Annotated in this window: 17 protein-coding genes; 11 read left to right on the forward strand and 6 right to left on the reverse strand. The window is 71.4% G+C overall.

Annotation, left to right across the window (positions count from 1 at the left end; all coding sequences use genetic code 11):
* The 7 genes from ACIY1X_RS03185 to ACIY1X_RS03215 form a co-directional block, all read left to right on the forward strand.
* Positions 1–299: DNA polymerase III subunit gamma/tau C-terminal domain-containing protein (locus ACIY1X_RS03185; protein ID WP_399677944.1), on the forward strand; the 299-nt coding region annotated here is incomplete at its 5' end.
* Positions 300–503: 204 nt separating this feature from the next.
* The gene (locus tag ACIY1X_RS03190; protein ID WP_038215795.1) at positions 504–836 is read left to right on the forward strand and encodes a YbaB/EbfC family nucleoid-associated protein; all 333 of its coding nucleotides are present in this window, start codon (positions 504–506) and stop codon (positions 834–836) included.
* A gap of 43 nt (positions 837–879) precedes the next feature.
* Positions 880–1,470 carry a recombination mediator RecR gene (gene recR / locus ACIY1X_RS03195; RefSeq protein WP_038215797.1) on the forward strand — a complete coding sequence of 197 codons (591 nt, stop codon included), beginning with the start codon at positions 880–882 and terminating at the stop codon, positions 1,468–1,470.
* A gap of 24 nt (positions 1,471–1,494) precedes the next feature.
* Positions 1,495–1,887, forward strand: coding sequence for an MAPEG family protein (locus ACIY1X_RS03200; protein WP_399677946.1), 393 nt, complete (start codon positions 1,495–1,497; stop codon positions 1,885–1,887).
* Positions 1,888–2,027: 140 nt separating this feature from the next.
* Positions 2,028–3,062, forward strand: a complete 1,035-nt coding sequence (locus tag ACIY1X_RS03205) for an ABC transporter substrate-binding protein (RefSeq protein WP_399677948.1) — start codon at positions 2,028–2,030, stop codon at positions 3,060–3,062.
* An 80-nt stretch (positions 3,063–3,142) separates the two neighbouring features.
* Positions 3,143–4,033, forward strand: coding sequence for an ABC transporter ATP-binding protein (locus ACIY1X_RS03210; RefSeq protein ID WP_399677950.1), 891 nt, complete (start codon positions 3,143–3,145; stop codon positions 4,031–4,033).
* Positions 4,034–4,035: 2 nt separating this feature from the next.
* Complete coding sequence (locus tag ACIY1X_RS03215; RefSeq protein WP_038215821.1) at positions 4,036–4,869, forward strand: ABC transporter permease; 834 nt, start codon at positions 4,036–4,038, stop codon at positions 4,867–4,869.
* On the opposite strand, the gene ACIY1X_RS03220 is transcribed toward ACIY1X_RS03215, so the two are convergent.
* The 4 genes from ACIY1X_RS03220 to gloB form a co-directional block, all read right to left on the reverse strand.
* On the reverse strand, positions 4,870–5,424 hold the full coding sequence (locus tag ACIY1X_RS03220) for a DUF924 family protein (RefSeq protein ID WP_399677952.1): 555 nt from the start codon (positions 5,422–5,424) through the stop codon (positions 4,870–4,872). It abuts the gene before it with no gap.
* Positions 5,424–7,181: a monovalent cation:proton antiporter-2 (CPA2) family protein gene (locus ACIY1X_RS03225; protein WP_399677954.1), complete on the reverse strand. Its 1,758-nt coding sequence runs from the start codon at positions 7,179–7,181 to the stop codon at positions 5,424–5,426. The genes ACIY1X_RS03220 and ACIY1X_RS03225 overlap by 1 nt, the downstream gene beginning before the upstream one ends.
* Positions 7,182–7,243: 62 nt before the next feature.
* On the reverse strand, positions 7,244–8,830 hold the full coding sequence (locus ACIY1X_RS03230; protein ID WP_399677956.1) for a transglycosylase SLT domain-containing protein: 1,587 nt from the start codon (positions 8,828–8,830) through the stop codon (positions 7,244–7,246).
* Entirely contained in the window at positions 8,827–9,609 is a 783-nt protein-coding gene (gloB, locus tag ACIY1X_RS03235; RefSeq protein ID WP_399677958.1) for a hydroxyacylglutathione hydrolase, read from the reverse strand. The genes ACIY1X_RS03230 and gloB overlap by 4 nt, the downstream gene beginning before the upstream one ends.
* On the opposite strand from gloB, the gene ACIY1X_RS03240 reads away from it, so the two are divergent.
* Positions 9,608–10,396, forward strand: a complete 789-nt coding sequence (locus ACIY1X_RS03240) for a class I SAM-dependent methyltransferase (protein ID WP_399677959.1) — start codon at positions 9,608–9,610, stop codon at positions 10,394–10,396. The genes gloB and ACIY1X_RS03240 overlap by 2 nt on opposite strands.
* Positions 10,393–10,842 (forward strand): ribonuclease HI, encoded by a 450-nt coding sequence (gene rnhA, locus ACIY1X_RS03245; protein ID WP_399677961.1) that lies wholly within the window; start codon positions 10,393–10,395, stop codon positions 10,840–10,842. The genes ACIY1X_RS03240 and rnhA overlap by 4 nt, the downstream gene beginning before the upstream one ends.
* A 4-nt stretch (positions 10,843–10,846) precedes the next feature.
* Here the strand turns inward: rnhA and mobA are convergent, their stop codons facing one another.
* The gene (gene mobA, locus ACIY1X_RS03250) at positions 10,847–11,446 is read right to left on the reverse strand and encodes a molybdenum cofactor guanylyltransferase MobA (protein WP_399677963.1); all 600 of its coding nucleotides are present in this window, start codon (positions 11,444–11,446) and stop codon (positions 10,847–10,849) included.
* Positions 11,443–12,576 carry a GTP 3',8-cyclase MoaA gene (moaA, locus tag ACIY1X_RS03255; protein ID WP_399677965.1) on the reverse strand — a complete coding sequence of 378 codons (1,134 nt, stop codon included), beginning with the start codon at positions 12,574–12,576 and terminating at the stop codon, positions 11,443–11,445. Before moaA ends, mobA begins: the two co-directional genes overlap by 4 nt.
* A 176-nt stretch (positions 12,577–12,752) precedes the next feature.
* Between moaA and ACIY1X_RS03260 the strand changes: the two genes are divergently transcribed.
* Together ACIY1X_RS03260 and ACIY1X_RS03265 are read left to right on the forward strand one after the other, a co-directional pair.
* The gene (locus tag ACIY1X_RS03260; protein WP_399677966.1) at positions 12,753–13,253 is read left to right on the forward strand and encodes a hypothetical protein; all 501 of its coding nucleotides are present in this window, start codon (positions 12,753–12,755) and stop codon (positions 13,251–13,253) included.
* Positions 13,254–13,275: 22 nt separating this feature from the next.
* Positions 13,276–13,908: a superoxide dismutase gene (locus tag ACIY1X_RS03265; protein ID WP_399677968.1), complete on the forward strand. Its 633-nt coding sequence runs from the start codon at positions 13,276–13,278 to the stop codon at positions 13,906–13,908.
* Positions 13,909–13,916 lie beyond the last annotated feature (8 nt).

Here is a 13,916-nt window from a genome sequence, read left to right on the forward strand (position 1 = left end):
TGCAGTCGCAACTGGTCGCGCGCGACGTCGACCAGTGGCTGCTGCGCGTCGAGCGCGAGTCGCTGAACCAGGGCGCCAGCCGCGAGAAGCTGCAAAATGCGCTGGCCGCCGCCGGCCACCCCGTGCGCCTGGCCATCGAGATCGGCAGCGTCGCCGACAGCCCGGCACGGCGCAACCGTGCCGCATCCGAGCAGCGCCAGCGCGCGGCCGAGGAGGCGATCCAGGCAGACCCCGACGTGCAGTACCTGATGCAGAAGTGGGGCGCGCGCATCGTGCCCGGCTCCCTCCGCCCGGCTTGAGAAGATGTGAACGAACCCGACATGCCCGCTCATCCCGCCAAAACGCGCCCGCTCGGCGTTGCAAATGCTCGTCATAGCGGGAGCTATGGCTGCGCTTTGCGCCTTGATCGGGCACGTTTTGGCGGCCTGCTCGGGCACGCCGGATTCATCCACATCTTCTGAGGCCGGCGGCTCCCCTTTCCCACCGAACCCAAGGAACCCACCATGTTCAACAAAGGACAACTGGCCGGCCTGATGAAGCAGGCGCAGGCGATGCAGGACAACCTCAAGAAGGCCCAGGAGGAACTGGCCACCATCGAGGTCGAGGGCGAATCCGGCGCCGGCCTCGTCAAGGTGGTGATGACCTGCAAGCACGACGTCAAGCGCGTCACCATCGACCCGAGCCTGCTGGCCGACGACAAGGACATGCTGGAGGACCTGGTGGCCGCCGCCTTCAACGCCGCCGTGCGCAAGGCCGAGGAGACCAGCGAGCAGAAGATGGGCAAGATCGCCGCCGGCATGCCCGGTCTGCCGGCCGGGATGAAGTTTCCCTTCTGATGCCCGCGGTGCCCCACCGGGCCGGCGGACGATGAGCTGACCCATGTCCGACGCCCATTCGCTCGACGCCCTGGTCGAGGCCCTGCGCCGCCTGCCCGGGGTGGGCGTGCGCTCGGCCTCGCGCATGGCCTTCCACCTGCTGCAGCACGACCGCGAGGGCGCGCAGCTGCTGGCGCGCACGCTGGGCCAGGCGGTGGCGAGCGTGCGCCACTGCGACCGCTGCAACACCTTCACCGAGGCCGAGATCTGCAGCGTGTGCCGCGACCCGCGGCGCGACGCGACGCAACTGGCCGTGGTCGAGACGCCGGCGGACCAGGCCGCGCTGGAGCGCACCGGCGCCTTCCGCGGCCACTATTTCGTGCTGATGGGCCGCCTGAGCCCGCTGGACGGCATCGGCCCGCGCGACATCGGCCTGGCGCGGCTGATGGAGCGCGCCACCGACGGCGTGGTGCGCGAGGTGATCCTGGCGACCAACTTCACCGCCGAAGGCGAGGCGACGGCGCACGTCGTCGGCGAGGCGCTGCGCGCGCGCGGGCTCACCGTGACGCGGCTGGCGCGCGGCGTGCCGGCCGGCAGCGAACTGGAGTACGTCGATCTCGGCACCATCGCGCACGCGCTGGTGGACCGCCGCTGACGGCCTGCGAAAAGGAGACGGAACATGGGCGTGCATCACCTCACCCTGGCCTACTGGTGCGTGCTGATCGCCGCGGCGCTGCCCTACGTGTGCGCCTGGATCGCCAAGGCCGGCGCCTTCGGCCCCCGGGACAACGCGGCGCCGCGCGAGTGGGCCGCCCGCCAGAGCGGCTGGCGGGCCCGTGCCATGGCGGCGCAGGCCAACAGCTTCGAGGGCCTGCCGCTGTTCATCGGCGCGGTCGTCATCGCCCATCAGTTCGGCGCGGCGCAGGGCCGGCTCGACGCGCTGGCGCTGTCCTATGTGCTGCTGCGGGTGGTCTACATCTCGCTGTACCTGCGCGGCCGCAGCATGCTGCGCAGCCTGGTGTGGGCGCTGGGCCTGCTGGCGTGCATCGCCATCTTCTTCGTCTCGCCCTGAGCGCGGCGGCAGCGCCGCGGGGCGCTGAACGCTTTGGCTTACCGTGAAAACCCGGTGTGGGGATGGTCCCGATGCTCCACGATGGGGCGCCGCCTAAGCTGCCGAGAGACCAACGACTCCCTTACTACTTCCTCGCCGCCATGCTCACACGTCGCACCTTCACTTCCATGGCCACCGCATCGGCTGCGCTCGTCGCGGCCCCCGCGCTGCGCGCGCAGGCCAAGCTGGAGAAGACGAAGGTCTCCATCGCCGTCGGCGGCAAGGCCGCCTTCTACTACCTGCCGCTGACCATCACCGAGCAGCTCGGCTACTTCAAGGCGGAGGGGCTGGACGTCGAGATCTCCGACTTCGCCGGCGGCTCGCGCGCGCTGCAGGCGGTGGTGGGCGGCTCGGCCGACGTGTGCTCGGGTGCCTTCGAGCACACCATCAACCTGCAGGCCAAGAACCAGTTCTTCCAGTCCTTCGTGCTGCAGGGCCGCGCGCCGCAGATCGCGGTGGGCGTGTCGACCAAGAACATGCCGGCCTACCAGTCGATCGCCGACCTGCGCGGCAAGAAGATCGGCGTGTCGGCGCCCGGCTCGTCCACCAACATGGTGGCCAACCTGGTGCTCTCGCGCGGCGGCCTGAAGGCGTCGGACGTGAGCTACGTGGGCGTGGGCGTGGCTGCCGGCGCGCTCACCGCGCTGCGCTCGGGCCAGATCGACGCCATCAGCAACACCGACCCGGTGATGACCATGCTGGAGCAGAAGGGCGACGTGAAGATCATCAGCGACACGCGCACGCTCAAGGGCACGCAGGATGTCTTCGGCGGCCCGATGCCCGCCGCCTGCCTGTACGCGCCGATGGACTTCGTGGGCAAGCACCCCAACACCTGCCAGGCGCTGGCCAACGCCATCGTGCGCGCGCTCAAGTGGCTGCAGACGGCCGGGCCCGGCGACATCATCAAGACCGTGCCCGAGGCCTACCTGCTGGGCGACCGGGCGCTGTACCTGGCCTCGTTCGACAAGGTGCGCGAGTCCATCTCCACCGACGGCATCGTGCCGGAGGCCGGCCCGAAGACGGCGCTGACCGCCATCACCAGCTTCGACACCAGCGTCAAGGCCGAGCGCATCGACCTCTCGAAGATCTACACCAACGACTTCGCCCGCCGCGCCAAGGAGCGCTTCAAGGCCTGAAGTCGGGGCCGCCGCCCGCTTTGCGACATCCGCGCCCGGCCCCCGTGCCGGGCGTGTTCTTTTCCCGACCGCCGCCCGCCATGGCCGACCACGCCCTCGAACTGCTCGACATCACCTGCACGTTCCGCGCGCGCGACGACGCGCGCCAGCGCTACACCGCCGTGGCCGACACCACGCTGTGCGTGGCCGCCGGCGAGTTCGTCTCCGTCGTCGGGCCCACGGGCTGCGGCAAGTCCACGCTGCTGAACGTGGCGGCGGGGCTGCTGGAACCCTCCACCGGCAGCGTGCGCGTGTTCGGCCGGCCGCTGGCCGGCATCAATGCGCGGGCCGGCTACATGTTCCAGTCCGAGGCGCTGATGCCCTGGCGCAGCGCGCTGGCCAACGTGATGGTCGGCCTGCAGTACCGCGGCATGGCGGAGGCCGAGGCGCGTGCGCAGGCGACCCAGTGGCTGGCGCGCGTGGGCCTGGCCGGCTTCGAGGACCGCTATCCGCACCAGCTCTCGGGCGGCATGCGCAAGCGCACGGCGCTGGCGCAGACGCTGGCGCTGGACCCGGACATCATCCTCATGGACGAGCCCTTCAGCGCGCTGGACGTGCAGACGCGCCAGCTGATGGAGAACGAGGTGCTCGACCTGTGGGCAGGCGGCGAAGGGCGCCGGGCCGCCCCAAGCCCGGAGCGCACCCCCTTGGGGGGTGGGCACGCAGTGCCCGGGGGCCGGGGACGCAAGGCGGTGCTGTTCATCACGCACGACCTGGACGAGGCGATCGCCATGAGTGACCGGGTGGTGGTGCTGTCGGCGGGGCCGGCCACGCACCCGATCGGCGAGTTCGTCATCGACCTGCCCCGGCCGCGCGACGTGGCGGAGGTGCGCATGCACCCGCGCTTCGTCGAGCTGCACTCGCAGATCTGGGGCGTGCTGCGCGACGAGGTGCTCAAGGGCTACGCGCAGCAGTTGCAGAAGGCGACATGACCATGAAGCTCGGGCTGAACGAACGCAACGCGCGCTGGTGGCAACTGCTGCTGCTGGTCGTGCTGCTGGTGGCGTGGCATGCCGTCTCGCGCGACGAGAAGGTCGCCTTCTTCCTGGCTGAGCCGATCAAGGTGGCGGGCCGCATCTGGAGCTGGTTCCTGCCCTTCGACGTGCCGGCCAACGCGCTCTTCCCCGACGGACTGCCCGGCAACGCCGACATCTACCGGCACCTGGGCGTGACGCTGCTGGAGACGGTGCTCGCCTTCGCCATCGGCACGGTGCTGGGCCTGGCCTGCGGCCTGTGGCTGGCGCTGGCGCCCACGGCCAGCCTGATCCTCGATCCGTACATCAAGGCCGCCAACTCGATGCCGCGGGTGATCCTGGCGCCCATCTTCGCGCTGTGGTTCGGCCTGGGCATCTGGAGCAAGGTGGCGCTGGCGGTGACGCTGGTGTTCTTCATCGTGTTCTTCAACGTCTACCAGGGCGTGCGCGAGGTCAGCCCCGTGGTGCTGGCCAATGCGCGCATGCTGGGCGCGAACCAGCGCCAGTTGCTGCGCACGGTGTACCTGCCCAGCGCCACGAGCTGGGTCTTCTCCAGCCTGCACACCTCGGTGGGGCTGGCCTTCGTGGGCGCGGTGGTGGGCGAGTACCTGGGCTCGGCGCGCGGCGTCGGCTACCTGATCCTGCAGGCCGAGGGCACCTTTGACGTCAACACCGTGTTCGCCGGCATCGCGGTGCTCACGGCCTTCGCGCTGGCGCTGGACGGCCTGGTCGGCGCGATCGAGCGTCGCCTGATGAAGTGGCAGCCCCGAAGCGGCGAGACCGAGAAGCTCTGATCAGCCGGCGAAGCCGCCCTGGTCGAGGAAGGCCTGCTCTTCTGCCGTGGTCGCGCGCCCCAGCAGCGCGTTGCGGTGCGGGAAGCGGCCGAAGCGCCGGATGATGTCCCGGTGGCCCCGGGCATGCTCGGCCGACTCGGCGCCCAGCGCCGTGTGCAGCGCCAGCGAGCGGTCCTGGTCGGCCATCGCCTCCGAATGGGTGAAGGGCAGGTAGCAGAACAGGCGCATCGCCGGGTCGATCTGCCGGTCGAAGCCGCGCTCCACCAGGCGGGCGGCGAAGTGCCGCGCCAGCGGGTCGGTGGCGTACATGTGGCCGGTGCCGCGGAAGGCGTTGCGCGGGTACTGGTCGAGCAGCAGCACCAGGGCGAGGGCGCTGTCGGCCGAGGCGTCGGCCCAGGCGTCCAGCGCGCGCCGGGCGGCGGCGAAGTGCGCCTCGTGGAAGCGCTCGCGGAAGCGCCGGTCGAAGTCCTCGTCCTTGCGGAACCAGGCGGCAGGGCCGGCTTCGCGCCAGAAGCGCAGCACCTCGTGCGGGTCGGGTGTGGCATCTGCGGCCATCAGCGTTGTCCTTTCTGCTCGGCGTTTCCCAGCACGAGCGCCCGCCCGGCGAAGATGCCGCCGGTGGCCTCGACGGCGAAGCGCTCCGCGTCGCGGCGGCGCACGTCCTCGATCAGCTCGTCGGCCTCGGTCTGCGTGGCGCCGACGGCGATCACCGCCTCGCGGCCGAAGCGCATGGCGGACTCGAAGGTCTCGCGGATCTGGAAGTCCACCTCGGCCTTGAGCAGTTCGTGCGCATGCTCGCGGTCGAAGGCGCGCACCAGCAGCTTGGCATGGGGGAACTCGTGCTTGACCAGTTCCGCGATGCGCGTGGCCGCGGCCTTGTCGTCGATGCATACCAGGATGGCCCGCGCGCTGTGCGCGCCGGCGGCATGCAGCACGTCGGCGCGGCTGCCGTCGCCGTAGTAGACCTTGAAGCCGTAGACGGCCGCGTCGCGGATCACCTGCGTGTCGACGTCGATGATGCTGAGGCTGGCGCCGCGTGCCAGCACGCCCTGGCTGGCGATCTGGCCGAAGCGGCCGAAGCCGATGATCAGCACGTTGCCGCACAGGTCGCGCGCTTCCTCCACGCCGTCCATGGACACGACGGGCCGGGCCAGGCGCTTGTGCACCAGCACCACCAGCGGCGTGAGCGCCATCGACAGCACCACGATGGCCGTCATGTTGGCGTTGACCACGGTGTCGATGACGCCCGCTGACAGGGCCGAGCCGAACAGCACGAAAGCGAACTCGCCGCCCTGCGCCATCAGCACCGCGCGGTCCAGCGCGTCGGCGTGCGAGCTTCTCGCCAGCCGCGCCACGCCGTAGATGCACAGCGCCTTGACCACCATCATCGACAGCACGCCCGCCACGATGAGCGGCCAGTTGCGCGCCACCACGCCCAGGTCCAGCGACATGCCCACGCCGAGGAAGAACAGGCCCAGCAGCAGGCCGCGGAAGGGTTCGACGTCGGCCTCGAGCTGGTGGCGGAAGGTGGATTCGGACAGCAGCACGCCGGCCAGGAAGGCACCCATCGCCATCGACAGGCCGCCCAACTGCATCAGCAGGGCGGCGCCCAGCACCACCAGCAGCGCCGCGGCGGTCATGACCTCGCGCGCCTTGGCGTTGGCCAGGATGCGGAAGAGGGGGTTGAGCAGCCACACGCCCGCCGCCACCAGCGCGGCCAGCGAGGCGGCGGCGATGCCGACGGCGGCCCAGCGCGAGGGCGAGACCGCCTCGGCCACCGCGCTGGGCGGCGCCAGGAAGGCGACGATCGCCAGCAGCGGGACGATCAGCAGGTCCTCGAACAGCAGGATGGCGACGATCTTCTGGCCGCGCGGCTGGGCGATGTCGCCGCGCTCGCCCAGCAGCTGCATGACGATGGCGGTGGAGGTGAGCACGAAGCCCATCGCGCTGACGAAGGACACCGGCAGCGGGAAGCCGAAGGCCACGCCCACGCCGGTGAGCAGCAGGCCGCACACCACCACCTGCAGGCTGCCCAGGCCGAAGATCGCGCGCCGCAGGTTCCACAGGTGCGAGGGCCGCATCTCCAGCCCGATGACGAACAGGAACATCACCACGCCGAGCTCGGCCGTGTGCAGGATGGCCTGCGGCTCGCTGAACAGGCCCAGGCCGAAGGGGCCGATGGCCAGGCCCGCCGCCAGGTAGCCGAGCACGGAGCCCAGCCCCAGGCGCTTGAACAGCGGCACCGCCACCACCGCGGCCCCGAGGAGGGTGACGACCTTGATCAGCTCGCCTGCACTGCCTTCTGCTGCCATGGGGCCTCCCTGCCTCCGGGTGTGGATGGATGGCCGGCGGCCGGCAGCCGCCGGCGCGGCGTTCAGCGCTTCTTCTTGCTCGGAGTGCCGCCGCGGGCCTGGCGCACCGGCTGCTTGCTGGCCGCCTTGCGCGTCGACGTGCCCGCCGTGGCCTTGGCGACGCCGCCGCCGCGCTTGCCGGTGACGACGGCATGCTTGCCGCCGGCCCGCGTGGCACGGGTGCCGCTGCCCACGCGCGCCGTGCTGGCGGCGCGCACCGGCAGGTACACGACCACCTGGTAGCCGCGCTTGAAAGTGTGGCCGGTGCCCACGTCGTTCCACTGCGCGACGCTGGAGGGGCTCAGCCGGTAGCGGCGCGCGATGCTGGCCACCGTGTCGCGCCGGCCGGCCTTGACGGTGGTGCGGCGCGTGACGACCTCGGGCTCGAAGCTCAGGTGCCCCGTCTCGGCCACGACGGCGGCCACGTCTTCCTGCACGCGCGCGCTGCGCGGCACGATGAGCGTGGAGCCGGTCTTGATCAGCATGCGCGGCGGGATGTTGTTCATCGCACGCAGGTCCGATTCGCTCATGCCGGTGCGCTGGGCCGCGTCGGCCGCCGTCATCGTCGTGGGCACGGTCCAGGCGGTCCAGCTCGCGTACTGGCCCTGGCTGTAGGCGTCGAAGTTGCGCTGGAAGACGGCGGCGTTGTCCCAGGGCAGCAGGATCTCGGTCTTGCCGCCGGCGGCCAGCAGCACCGGCTTGTGCGCGGCGGGATTGAGGGCGCGGAAATCCTCCACCCGCACGTCGGCCAGCTTGGCGGCCAGCTCCACGTCCAGGTCGCGCGTGAGCGCCACGGTCTGGAAGTAGGGGTGGTTGGAGATGTAGGGCAGCTCCACGCCGAACTTCTGCGGGGCGGCCACGATGTTCTTCACGGCCTGCAGCTTGGGCACGTAGTAGCGCGTCTCGTCCGGCATCCGGATGTCGGTGTAGCCGGCGGGCAGGCCGGCCTTCTGGTTGCGTGCGATGGCGCGGCCCACGTTGCCCTCGCCCCAGTTGTAGGCGGCCAGGGCCAGGTGCCAGTCGCCGAACATGCCGTAGAGCTTCTGCAGGTAGTCCAGCGCGGCGCGGGTGGAGGCGACCACGTCGCGCCGGTCGTCGCGGAAGATGTTCTGCTTGAGGTCGTAGTCGGTGCCGGTGGCGGGCATGAACTGCCACATGCCCGCCGCCCGCGCGCTGGAGACGGCCTGCGGGTTGAAGGCGCTCTCGATGTAGGGCAGCAGCGCCAGCTCGGTGGGCATGCCGCGGCGCTCCAGCTCCTCGACGATGTGGAAGATGTACTTGTTGGAGCGGTCCACCATGCGCTGGATGTAGTCGGGCCGGGTGGCGTACCACTGCTCGCGGTCGCGCACCAGGTCGCTGTCCAGGTCGGGCATCTTGAAGCCGCGGCGGATGCGGTCCCACATGTCCGTCGGCGGCGCCAGCGTGACGACGCTGCGCGCGCTGCCGCCGGCCCGGCCGGCGGCGATGGGCGACAGGCTGCCGTCGGGGTAGACCGAGGGACCGCTGGCGGTGGGGGTGGAAGGAGAGGAGGACGAAGAGGAGGGAGAGGTGCTTGCGCAGCCTGCGAGGAACAGGGCGCTTGCCAGGAAGGCGGCAAGGAGGAGTCTCATCGGAAGTCGTTTTTCCATTGGCGCAGCGCGGCGAAGACGGCGACCTCGTCCGCATCGGCGGACAGGTGGGCGTGCCGTTGGACGGCGGCGCTGACGGTGGGTTCGCGGCTGCGAAGGAAGGGGTTGATGAGGCGCTCGGTCGACAGCTCGGCCGGCAGCGTGGGCTGGCCGCGCTCGCGCAGCGTTTCGCAGCGCGCGGCGTAGTCGGCCAGCGCGCCGTTGCCCGGCTCGACGGCCCGGGCGAAGCGCAGGTTGGACAGCGTGTACTCGTGGGCGCAGCACACGCGCGTGCTGCCGGGCAGCGCCGCCAGCGCGTCGAGCGAATGCAGCATCTGCTGCGGCGTGCCCTCGAACAGGCGGCCGCAGCCGCCGGAGAAGAGCGTGTCGCCGCAGAAGAGCAGCGGCGCCTGGCTGTTCGTGGCCGGCAGGTGATAGGCGATGTGCCCTGCCGTGTGGCCGGGCACGTCGATGACCTCGAAGCGCAGGCCGAGCACCTCGGCCACGTCGCCCTGCGCGAGCGGCGTGAAGGGCTGCGGGATGCGCTCGTGCGCCGGGCCGTAGACCGCGGCGCCGGTGGCCTCGCGCAGCGCGTCCACGCCGCCGGTGTGATCGGCGTGGTGGTGCGTGACTAGAATCGCCGCCAACCTCAGGTCGGGCCGCGACGCCAGGGCATCGAACACCGGTTTGGCATCGCCCGGATCGACCACGATCGCGTGTGCCCCGACCTGCAGCATCCAGATGTAGTTGTCGGCAAAAGCGGGCAACGGAACGAGGGTCATGAGCGACCGAATTATAGGTTTGCAGGCGTGGTTCGAGACCCCTGCAGGACGTCACCTGAGCGCGTGGGAAGCAGCGCAGTTCGACGAGGCGGTGGCCGACATCTTCGGGTATCACGCGCTGCAGCTGGGCCTGCCCGAGCTGCCGGCGTTGCGCGCCAACCGCATGCCGCACCGCTGGCTGGCCGCGCCCGACGAGGGCTGCCCCAAGGCGGCGCTGGTGTGCGACTTCACGGCGCTGCCGTTTCCGGCCGGCAGCCTGGACCTGCTGGCGCTGCCGCACGCGCTCGAGCTCAGCCCCGACCCGCACGCCACGCTGCGCGAGGTCGAGCGCGTGCTGGTGCCCGAGGGCCGCGTGGTGATCTGCGGCCTGAACCCTGCCAGCCTGTGGGGCCTGCGCCAGCGCCGCGCGCGGCTGTACCGGCGGCTGGGCTTCGGCGAGCTGTACCTGCCGACGCAGGGCGAGTTCATCGGCTACTGGCGCATGCGCGACTGGCTGCGGCTGCTCGGCTTCGAGGTCGAGTCCAGCCGCTTCGGCCTGTACCGGCCGGCGGTGCGCAGCCAGGCCTGGCTGGACCGCTGGCGCTGGATCGACCGCCTGGGCGAGCGCTGGTGGCCGATCTTCGGCGCGGCCTATTTCATCGTCGCCGTCAAGCGCGTGCGCGGCATGCGCCTGCTGCCCGCGGACTGGCGGCGCAAGAACCCCATCGCGACGGCGCCGGTGCCGCTGGCCGGCCGCGCGCACCGCGGCCTCGTCGCGATCGAAGAAGAGAAGAAGAACCTGCCTTGAACGAAGTCATCATCTACACCGACGGCGCCTGCAAGGGCAACCCGGGCCCCGGCGGCTGGGGCGCCTGGCTGAAATCCGGCGCCAGCGAGAAAGAGCTGTTCGGCGGCGAGTTGAACACCACCAACAACCGCATGGAGCTGACGGCCGTGATCGAGGGCCTGGCCGCGCTCAAGCGGCCGTGCAGGGTGGTCCTGTACCTGGACAGCCAGTACGTGCGCCAGGGCATCACCGAATGGATCCGCGGCTGGAAGGCCAAGGGCTGGATCACCTCGACCAGGCAGCCGGTCAAGAACGTGGAGCTGTGGAAGCGCCTGGACGACCTGGTGGCCAACCACGGGCACCAGATCGAGTGGCGCTGGGTCAAGGGCCACTCGGGCGACCCGGGCAACGAGCGCGCCGACGCGCTGGCCAACAAGGGCGTGCTGCACGCGCAGGGGCGGCTGTAGCGCGTCAGCCGCCGAGGGCCTGCAGGTCCTCGGGGGTGTTGGCGTTGGCGAAGGCGCCGGCGTCGTCCGGCCGGTCGAAGGGCACGGTCAGGCCGTGGCATTCGGCGACCCACCGGCCGACCTTGCGGCCGCCCCCGGCGACGAAGCGTGCCAGCGACGCATGCAGCGAGGTGCGCATCAGGCAGAACACGGGCTGCGGGCGCATCGTGCCGTGCTCCGGGGCTGCGGCCACCGCGAGGTCGGCGCCTTCGATCAGGACCGCTTCGCCCAGGCGCCGGGCCAGGTCGGACGGGAAGCGCGGCGTGTCGCAGGGCACGGTCAGCAGCCAGTCGGTGCGGGCCTGCGCCATGCCCGCCAGGAAGCCGGCCAGCGGGCCCGGCTGCCCGGCGACCGTGTCGGCCCACACCGGCACGCCGAAGGCGGCGTAGGCGTCCTGGTGGCGGTTGGCATTGATCGCCAGCGCGCCGACCTGCGGGCGCAGCCGCTCCAGCGCGTGCACGGCGAGCGGCCGGCCCTGCCAGGGCACGAGGCCCTTGTCGGCCCCGCCCATGCGGGTGCCCAGGCCGCCGGCGAGCACCAGGCCGGTGATCTGCTCGGGCTTCACCCGCCGATGTAGCTCATCTCGACGCGGCGCGGCGCGGGCGAGCCGGTGTCGGCCGCGTGCAGGGCGCGCAGCTCGGAGTAGCGGTCGGTGCGCCCCTGCCAGATGGCGGCGATGGCGGATTCCAGCACGTCGTCGCCGGCGCCGCCGCGCAGCAGGGGCTTGAGGTCGTGCCCCTGGCCGGCGAACAGGCACAGGTACAGCCGCCCCTCGGTCGACAGGCGCGCGCGGCTGCAGTCGTGGCAGAAAGCGCGCGTCACGCTGCTGATGGTGCCGATCTCGCCGCCGCCGTCGGCATACGCCCAGCGCTGCGCGGTCTCGCCCGGCGCCGTGGCCTCCAGCGGCACCAGCGGGAAGTCGGCCGCGATGCGCTGCACCACCTCGGCCGAGGGCAGCACCTCGTCCATGCGCCAGCCGTTGGTGGCGCCCACGTCCATGTACTCGATGAAGCGCAGCACCGAGCCCGTGCCGCGGAAGTGCCGCGCCATCGGCAGGATCTGCCCCTCGTTGATGCCGCGCTTGACCACCATGTTGACCTTGACCGGCCCCAGCCCGGCGGCCTGCGCCGCCTCGATGCCGGCCAGCACGTCGGCCACCGGGAAGTCCACATCGTTCATGCGGCGGAAGACGACGTCGTCCAGCGCGTCCAGGCTCACCGTCACGCGGCGCAGCCCGGCGGCGGCCAGCGCCTGCGCCTTGCGCGCGAGCAGCGAGCCGTTGGTGGTCAGCGCGATGTCCAGCGGCTCGCCGGCCGGCGTGCGCAGCGCGGCCAGCTGCGCGACCAGCGCCTCGATGTTCTTGCGCAGCAGCGGCTCGCCGCCCGTCAGCCGCAGCTTGCGCACGCCGCGGCGGGCGAACACCGCGGCCAGCCGCGCGATCTCTTCGAAGCTGAGCAGCGCGCCGTGCGGCAGGTAGCGGTAGTCCTTGTCGAACACCTCCTTGGGCATGCAGTAGCCGCAGCGGAAGTTGCAGCGGTCGGTGACGCTGATGCGCAGGTCGGTCAGCGGGCGCCCCAGCCGGTCGTGCAGCAGGCCGTCGCCGAGGTCGCCGGCCGGGGGCAGGGCGGCCGGCAGCGCAGGCGCGGCGCGGCCGATGCGCTCGACGGGAATGGCGATCTCGCGGGGGGCGTTCATGGGGTCGCCGCAATGTACCGCAGGGCCCGCCGCCGATACGACCGCAGGGCCTCCCGTGCGGCCGGGACAACCCTGACTGGATCGATGTTGTTGAGAATGACTATCATCCACTTAACGCCCGAGTACGCACATGCAGGCATGACGCAAAGGGCTCTTTGGTTCCAAGGAGCTTCGCCATGCCCCCGTTCGCCCTTCTTCCTTCCGATCCGCCGGCCCCGTCCGAGGCCGGCGCGCGCCTGGCCCGCTGGGAGCAGCTGACCCGCCAGGCCAACGAAGCCCAGGCCCGGCACCGCCTGGAATTGGCCCTGGCCGCCCAGGTGCAGGCGCTCTGGCTGGCCGAGGAACTGCTGGACGGCCCGCTGCTGGTGCAGCGTCCCGACGACTGCCTGGCCGCCCTGGTCGTCTCCCACCACAACCTGGCCGACCTGTACTGTCACCGCGGCCAGGCCGCGCAGGCGATCGACCACCTGTGCCAGGCGCATGCGCTGCTGCTGCGCCTGGGGGGCGACGCGCACGTGCCGCCCGACGTGCGCCAGGCCGCCTGGCGTCACCTGCGCGAGGCCCGTGCCGAACTGCTGGCCTGGCAGCGCGAACGCGGGCCGGAACCGGCCATCGAGGCCGCGCTGCACTTGCCCGGGCCGCTGCTGCAGGCCGGCCCGTCCGTGCACCTTCACTGACATCCGCAACCCAAGGAGAACCATGCCCTACACGCTGCCCCCGCTGCCCTATGCCTTCGACGCGCTCGAGCCGCACATCGACGCGCAGACGATGGAGATCCATCACACCAAGCACCACCAGACCTACGTCAACAACCTCAACGCCGCGGTCAAGGACACGCCGCACGATGGCGAGCCGGTGGAGCGCCTCATCGCCGACCTGGAGCGCCTGCCCGAAGGCATCCGCACGGCCGTGCGCAACAACGGCGGCGGCCATGCCAACCACAGCCTGTTCTGGACCGTGATGGCGCCGGCCGGGCAGGGCGGCGGCGGTGCGCCGTCCGGCGAACTGGCGAAGGCGATCGACGCCGACCTGGGCGGCCTCGACGCCTTCAAGGACGCCTTCACCAAGGCCGCCCTGACGCGCTTCGGCAGCGGCTGGGCCTGGCTGGTGGTGGGCACCGGCGGCAAGCTGGCGGTGGAAAGCAGCGGCAACCAGGACAGCCCGCTGATGGCCGGCATCGGCTCCGGCGGCACGCCCATCCTGGGCCTGGACGTGTGGGAGCACGCCTACTACCTCAAATACCAGAACCGGCGGCCGGACTACATCGCCGCCTTCTACAACGTGGTGAACTGGGCCGAAGTGGCGCGGCGCTTCGCCGCGGCGCGCGGCTGACGCGCCGG

The organism is Xenophilus sp. (assembly GCF_044462705.1).
Lineage (GTDB): Bacteria > Pseudomonadota > Gammaproteobacteria > Burkholderiales > Burkholderiaceae_C > Xenophilus > Xenophilus azovorans.

Bases quoted from the DNA above. Each gene is read 5' to 3' on its own strand.
- ACIY1X_RS03190 (WP_038215795.1), top strand. From the start codon at position 504: ATGTTCAACAAAGGACAACTGGCCGGCCTGATGAAGCAGGCGCAGGCG.
- recR (WP_038215797.1), top strand. From the start codon at position 880: ATGTCCGACGCCCATTCGCTCGACGCCCTGGTCGAGGCCCTGCGCCGC.
- ACIY1X_RS03200 (WP_399677946.1), top strand. From the start codon at position 1,495: ATGGGCGTGCATCACCTCACCCTGGCCTACTGGTGCGTGCTGATCGCC.
- ACIY1X_RS03205 (WP_399677948.1), top strand. From the start codon at position 2,028: ATGCTCACACGTCGCACCTTCACTTCCATGGCCACCGCATCGGCTGCG.
- ACIY1X_RS03210 (WP_399677950.1), top strand. From the start codon at position 3,143: ATGGCCGACCACGCCCTCGAACTGCTCGACATCACCTGCACGTTCCGC.
- ACIY1X_RS03215 (WP_038215821.1), top strand. From the start codon at position 4,036: ATGAAGCTCGGGCTGAACGAACGCAACGCGCGCTGGTGGCAACTGCTG.
- ACIY1X_RS03220 (WP_399677952.1), bottom strand. From the start codon at position 5,424: ATGGCCGCAGATGCCACACCCGACCCGCACGAGGTGCTGCGCTTCTGG.
- ACIY1X_RS03225 (WP_399677954.1), bottom strand. From the start codon at position 7,181: ATGGCAGCAGAAGGCAGTGCAGGCGAGCTGATCAAGGTCGTCACCCTC.
- ACIY1X_RS03230 (WP_399677956.1), bottom strand. From the start codon at position 8,830: ATGAGACTCCTCCTTGCCGCCTTCCTGGCAAGCGCCCTGTTCCTCGCA.
- ACIY1X_RS03240 (WP_399677959.1), top strand. From the start codon at position 9,608: ATGAGCGACCGAATTATAGGTTTGCAGGCGTGGTTCGAGACCCCTGCA.
- gloB (WP_399677958.1), bottom strand. From the start codon at position 9,609: ATGACCCTCGTTCCGTTGCCCGCTTTTGCCGACAACTACATCTGGATG.
- moaA (WP_399677965.1), bottom strand. From the start codon at position 12,576: ATGAACGCCCCCCGCGAGATCGCCATTCCCGTCGAGCGCATCGGCCGC.
- ACIY1X_RS03260 (WP_399677966.1), top strand. From the start codon at position 12,753: ATGCCCCCGTTCGCCCTTCTTCCTTCCGATCCGCCGGCCCCGTCCGAG.
- ACIY1X_RS03265 (WP_399677968.1), top strand. From the start codon at position 13,276: ATGCCCTACACGCTGCCCCCGCTGCCCTATGCCTTCGACGCGCTCGAG.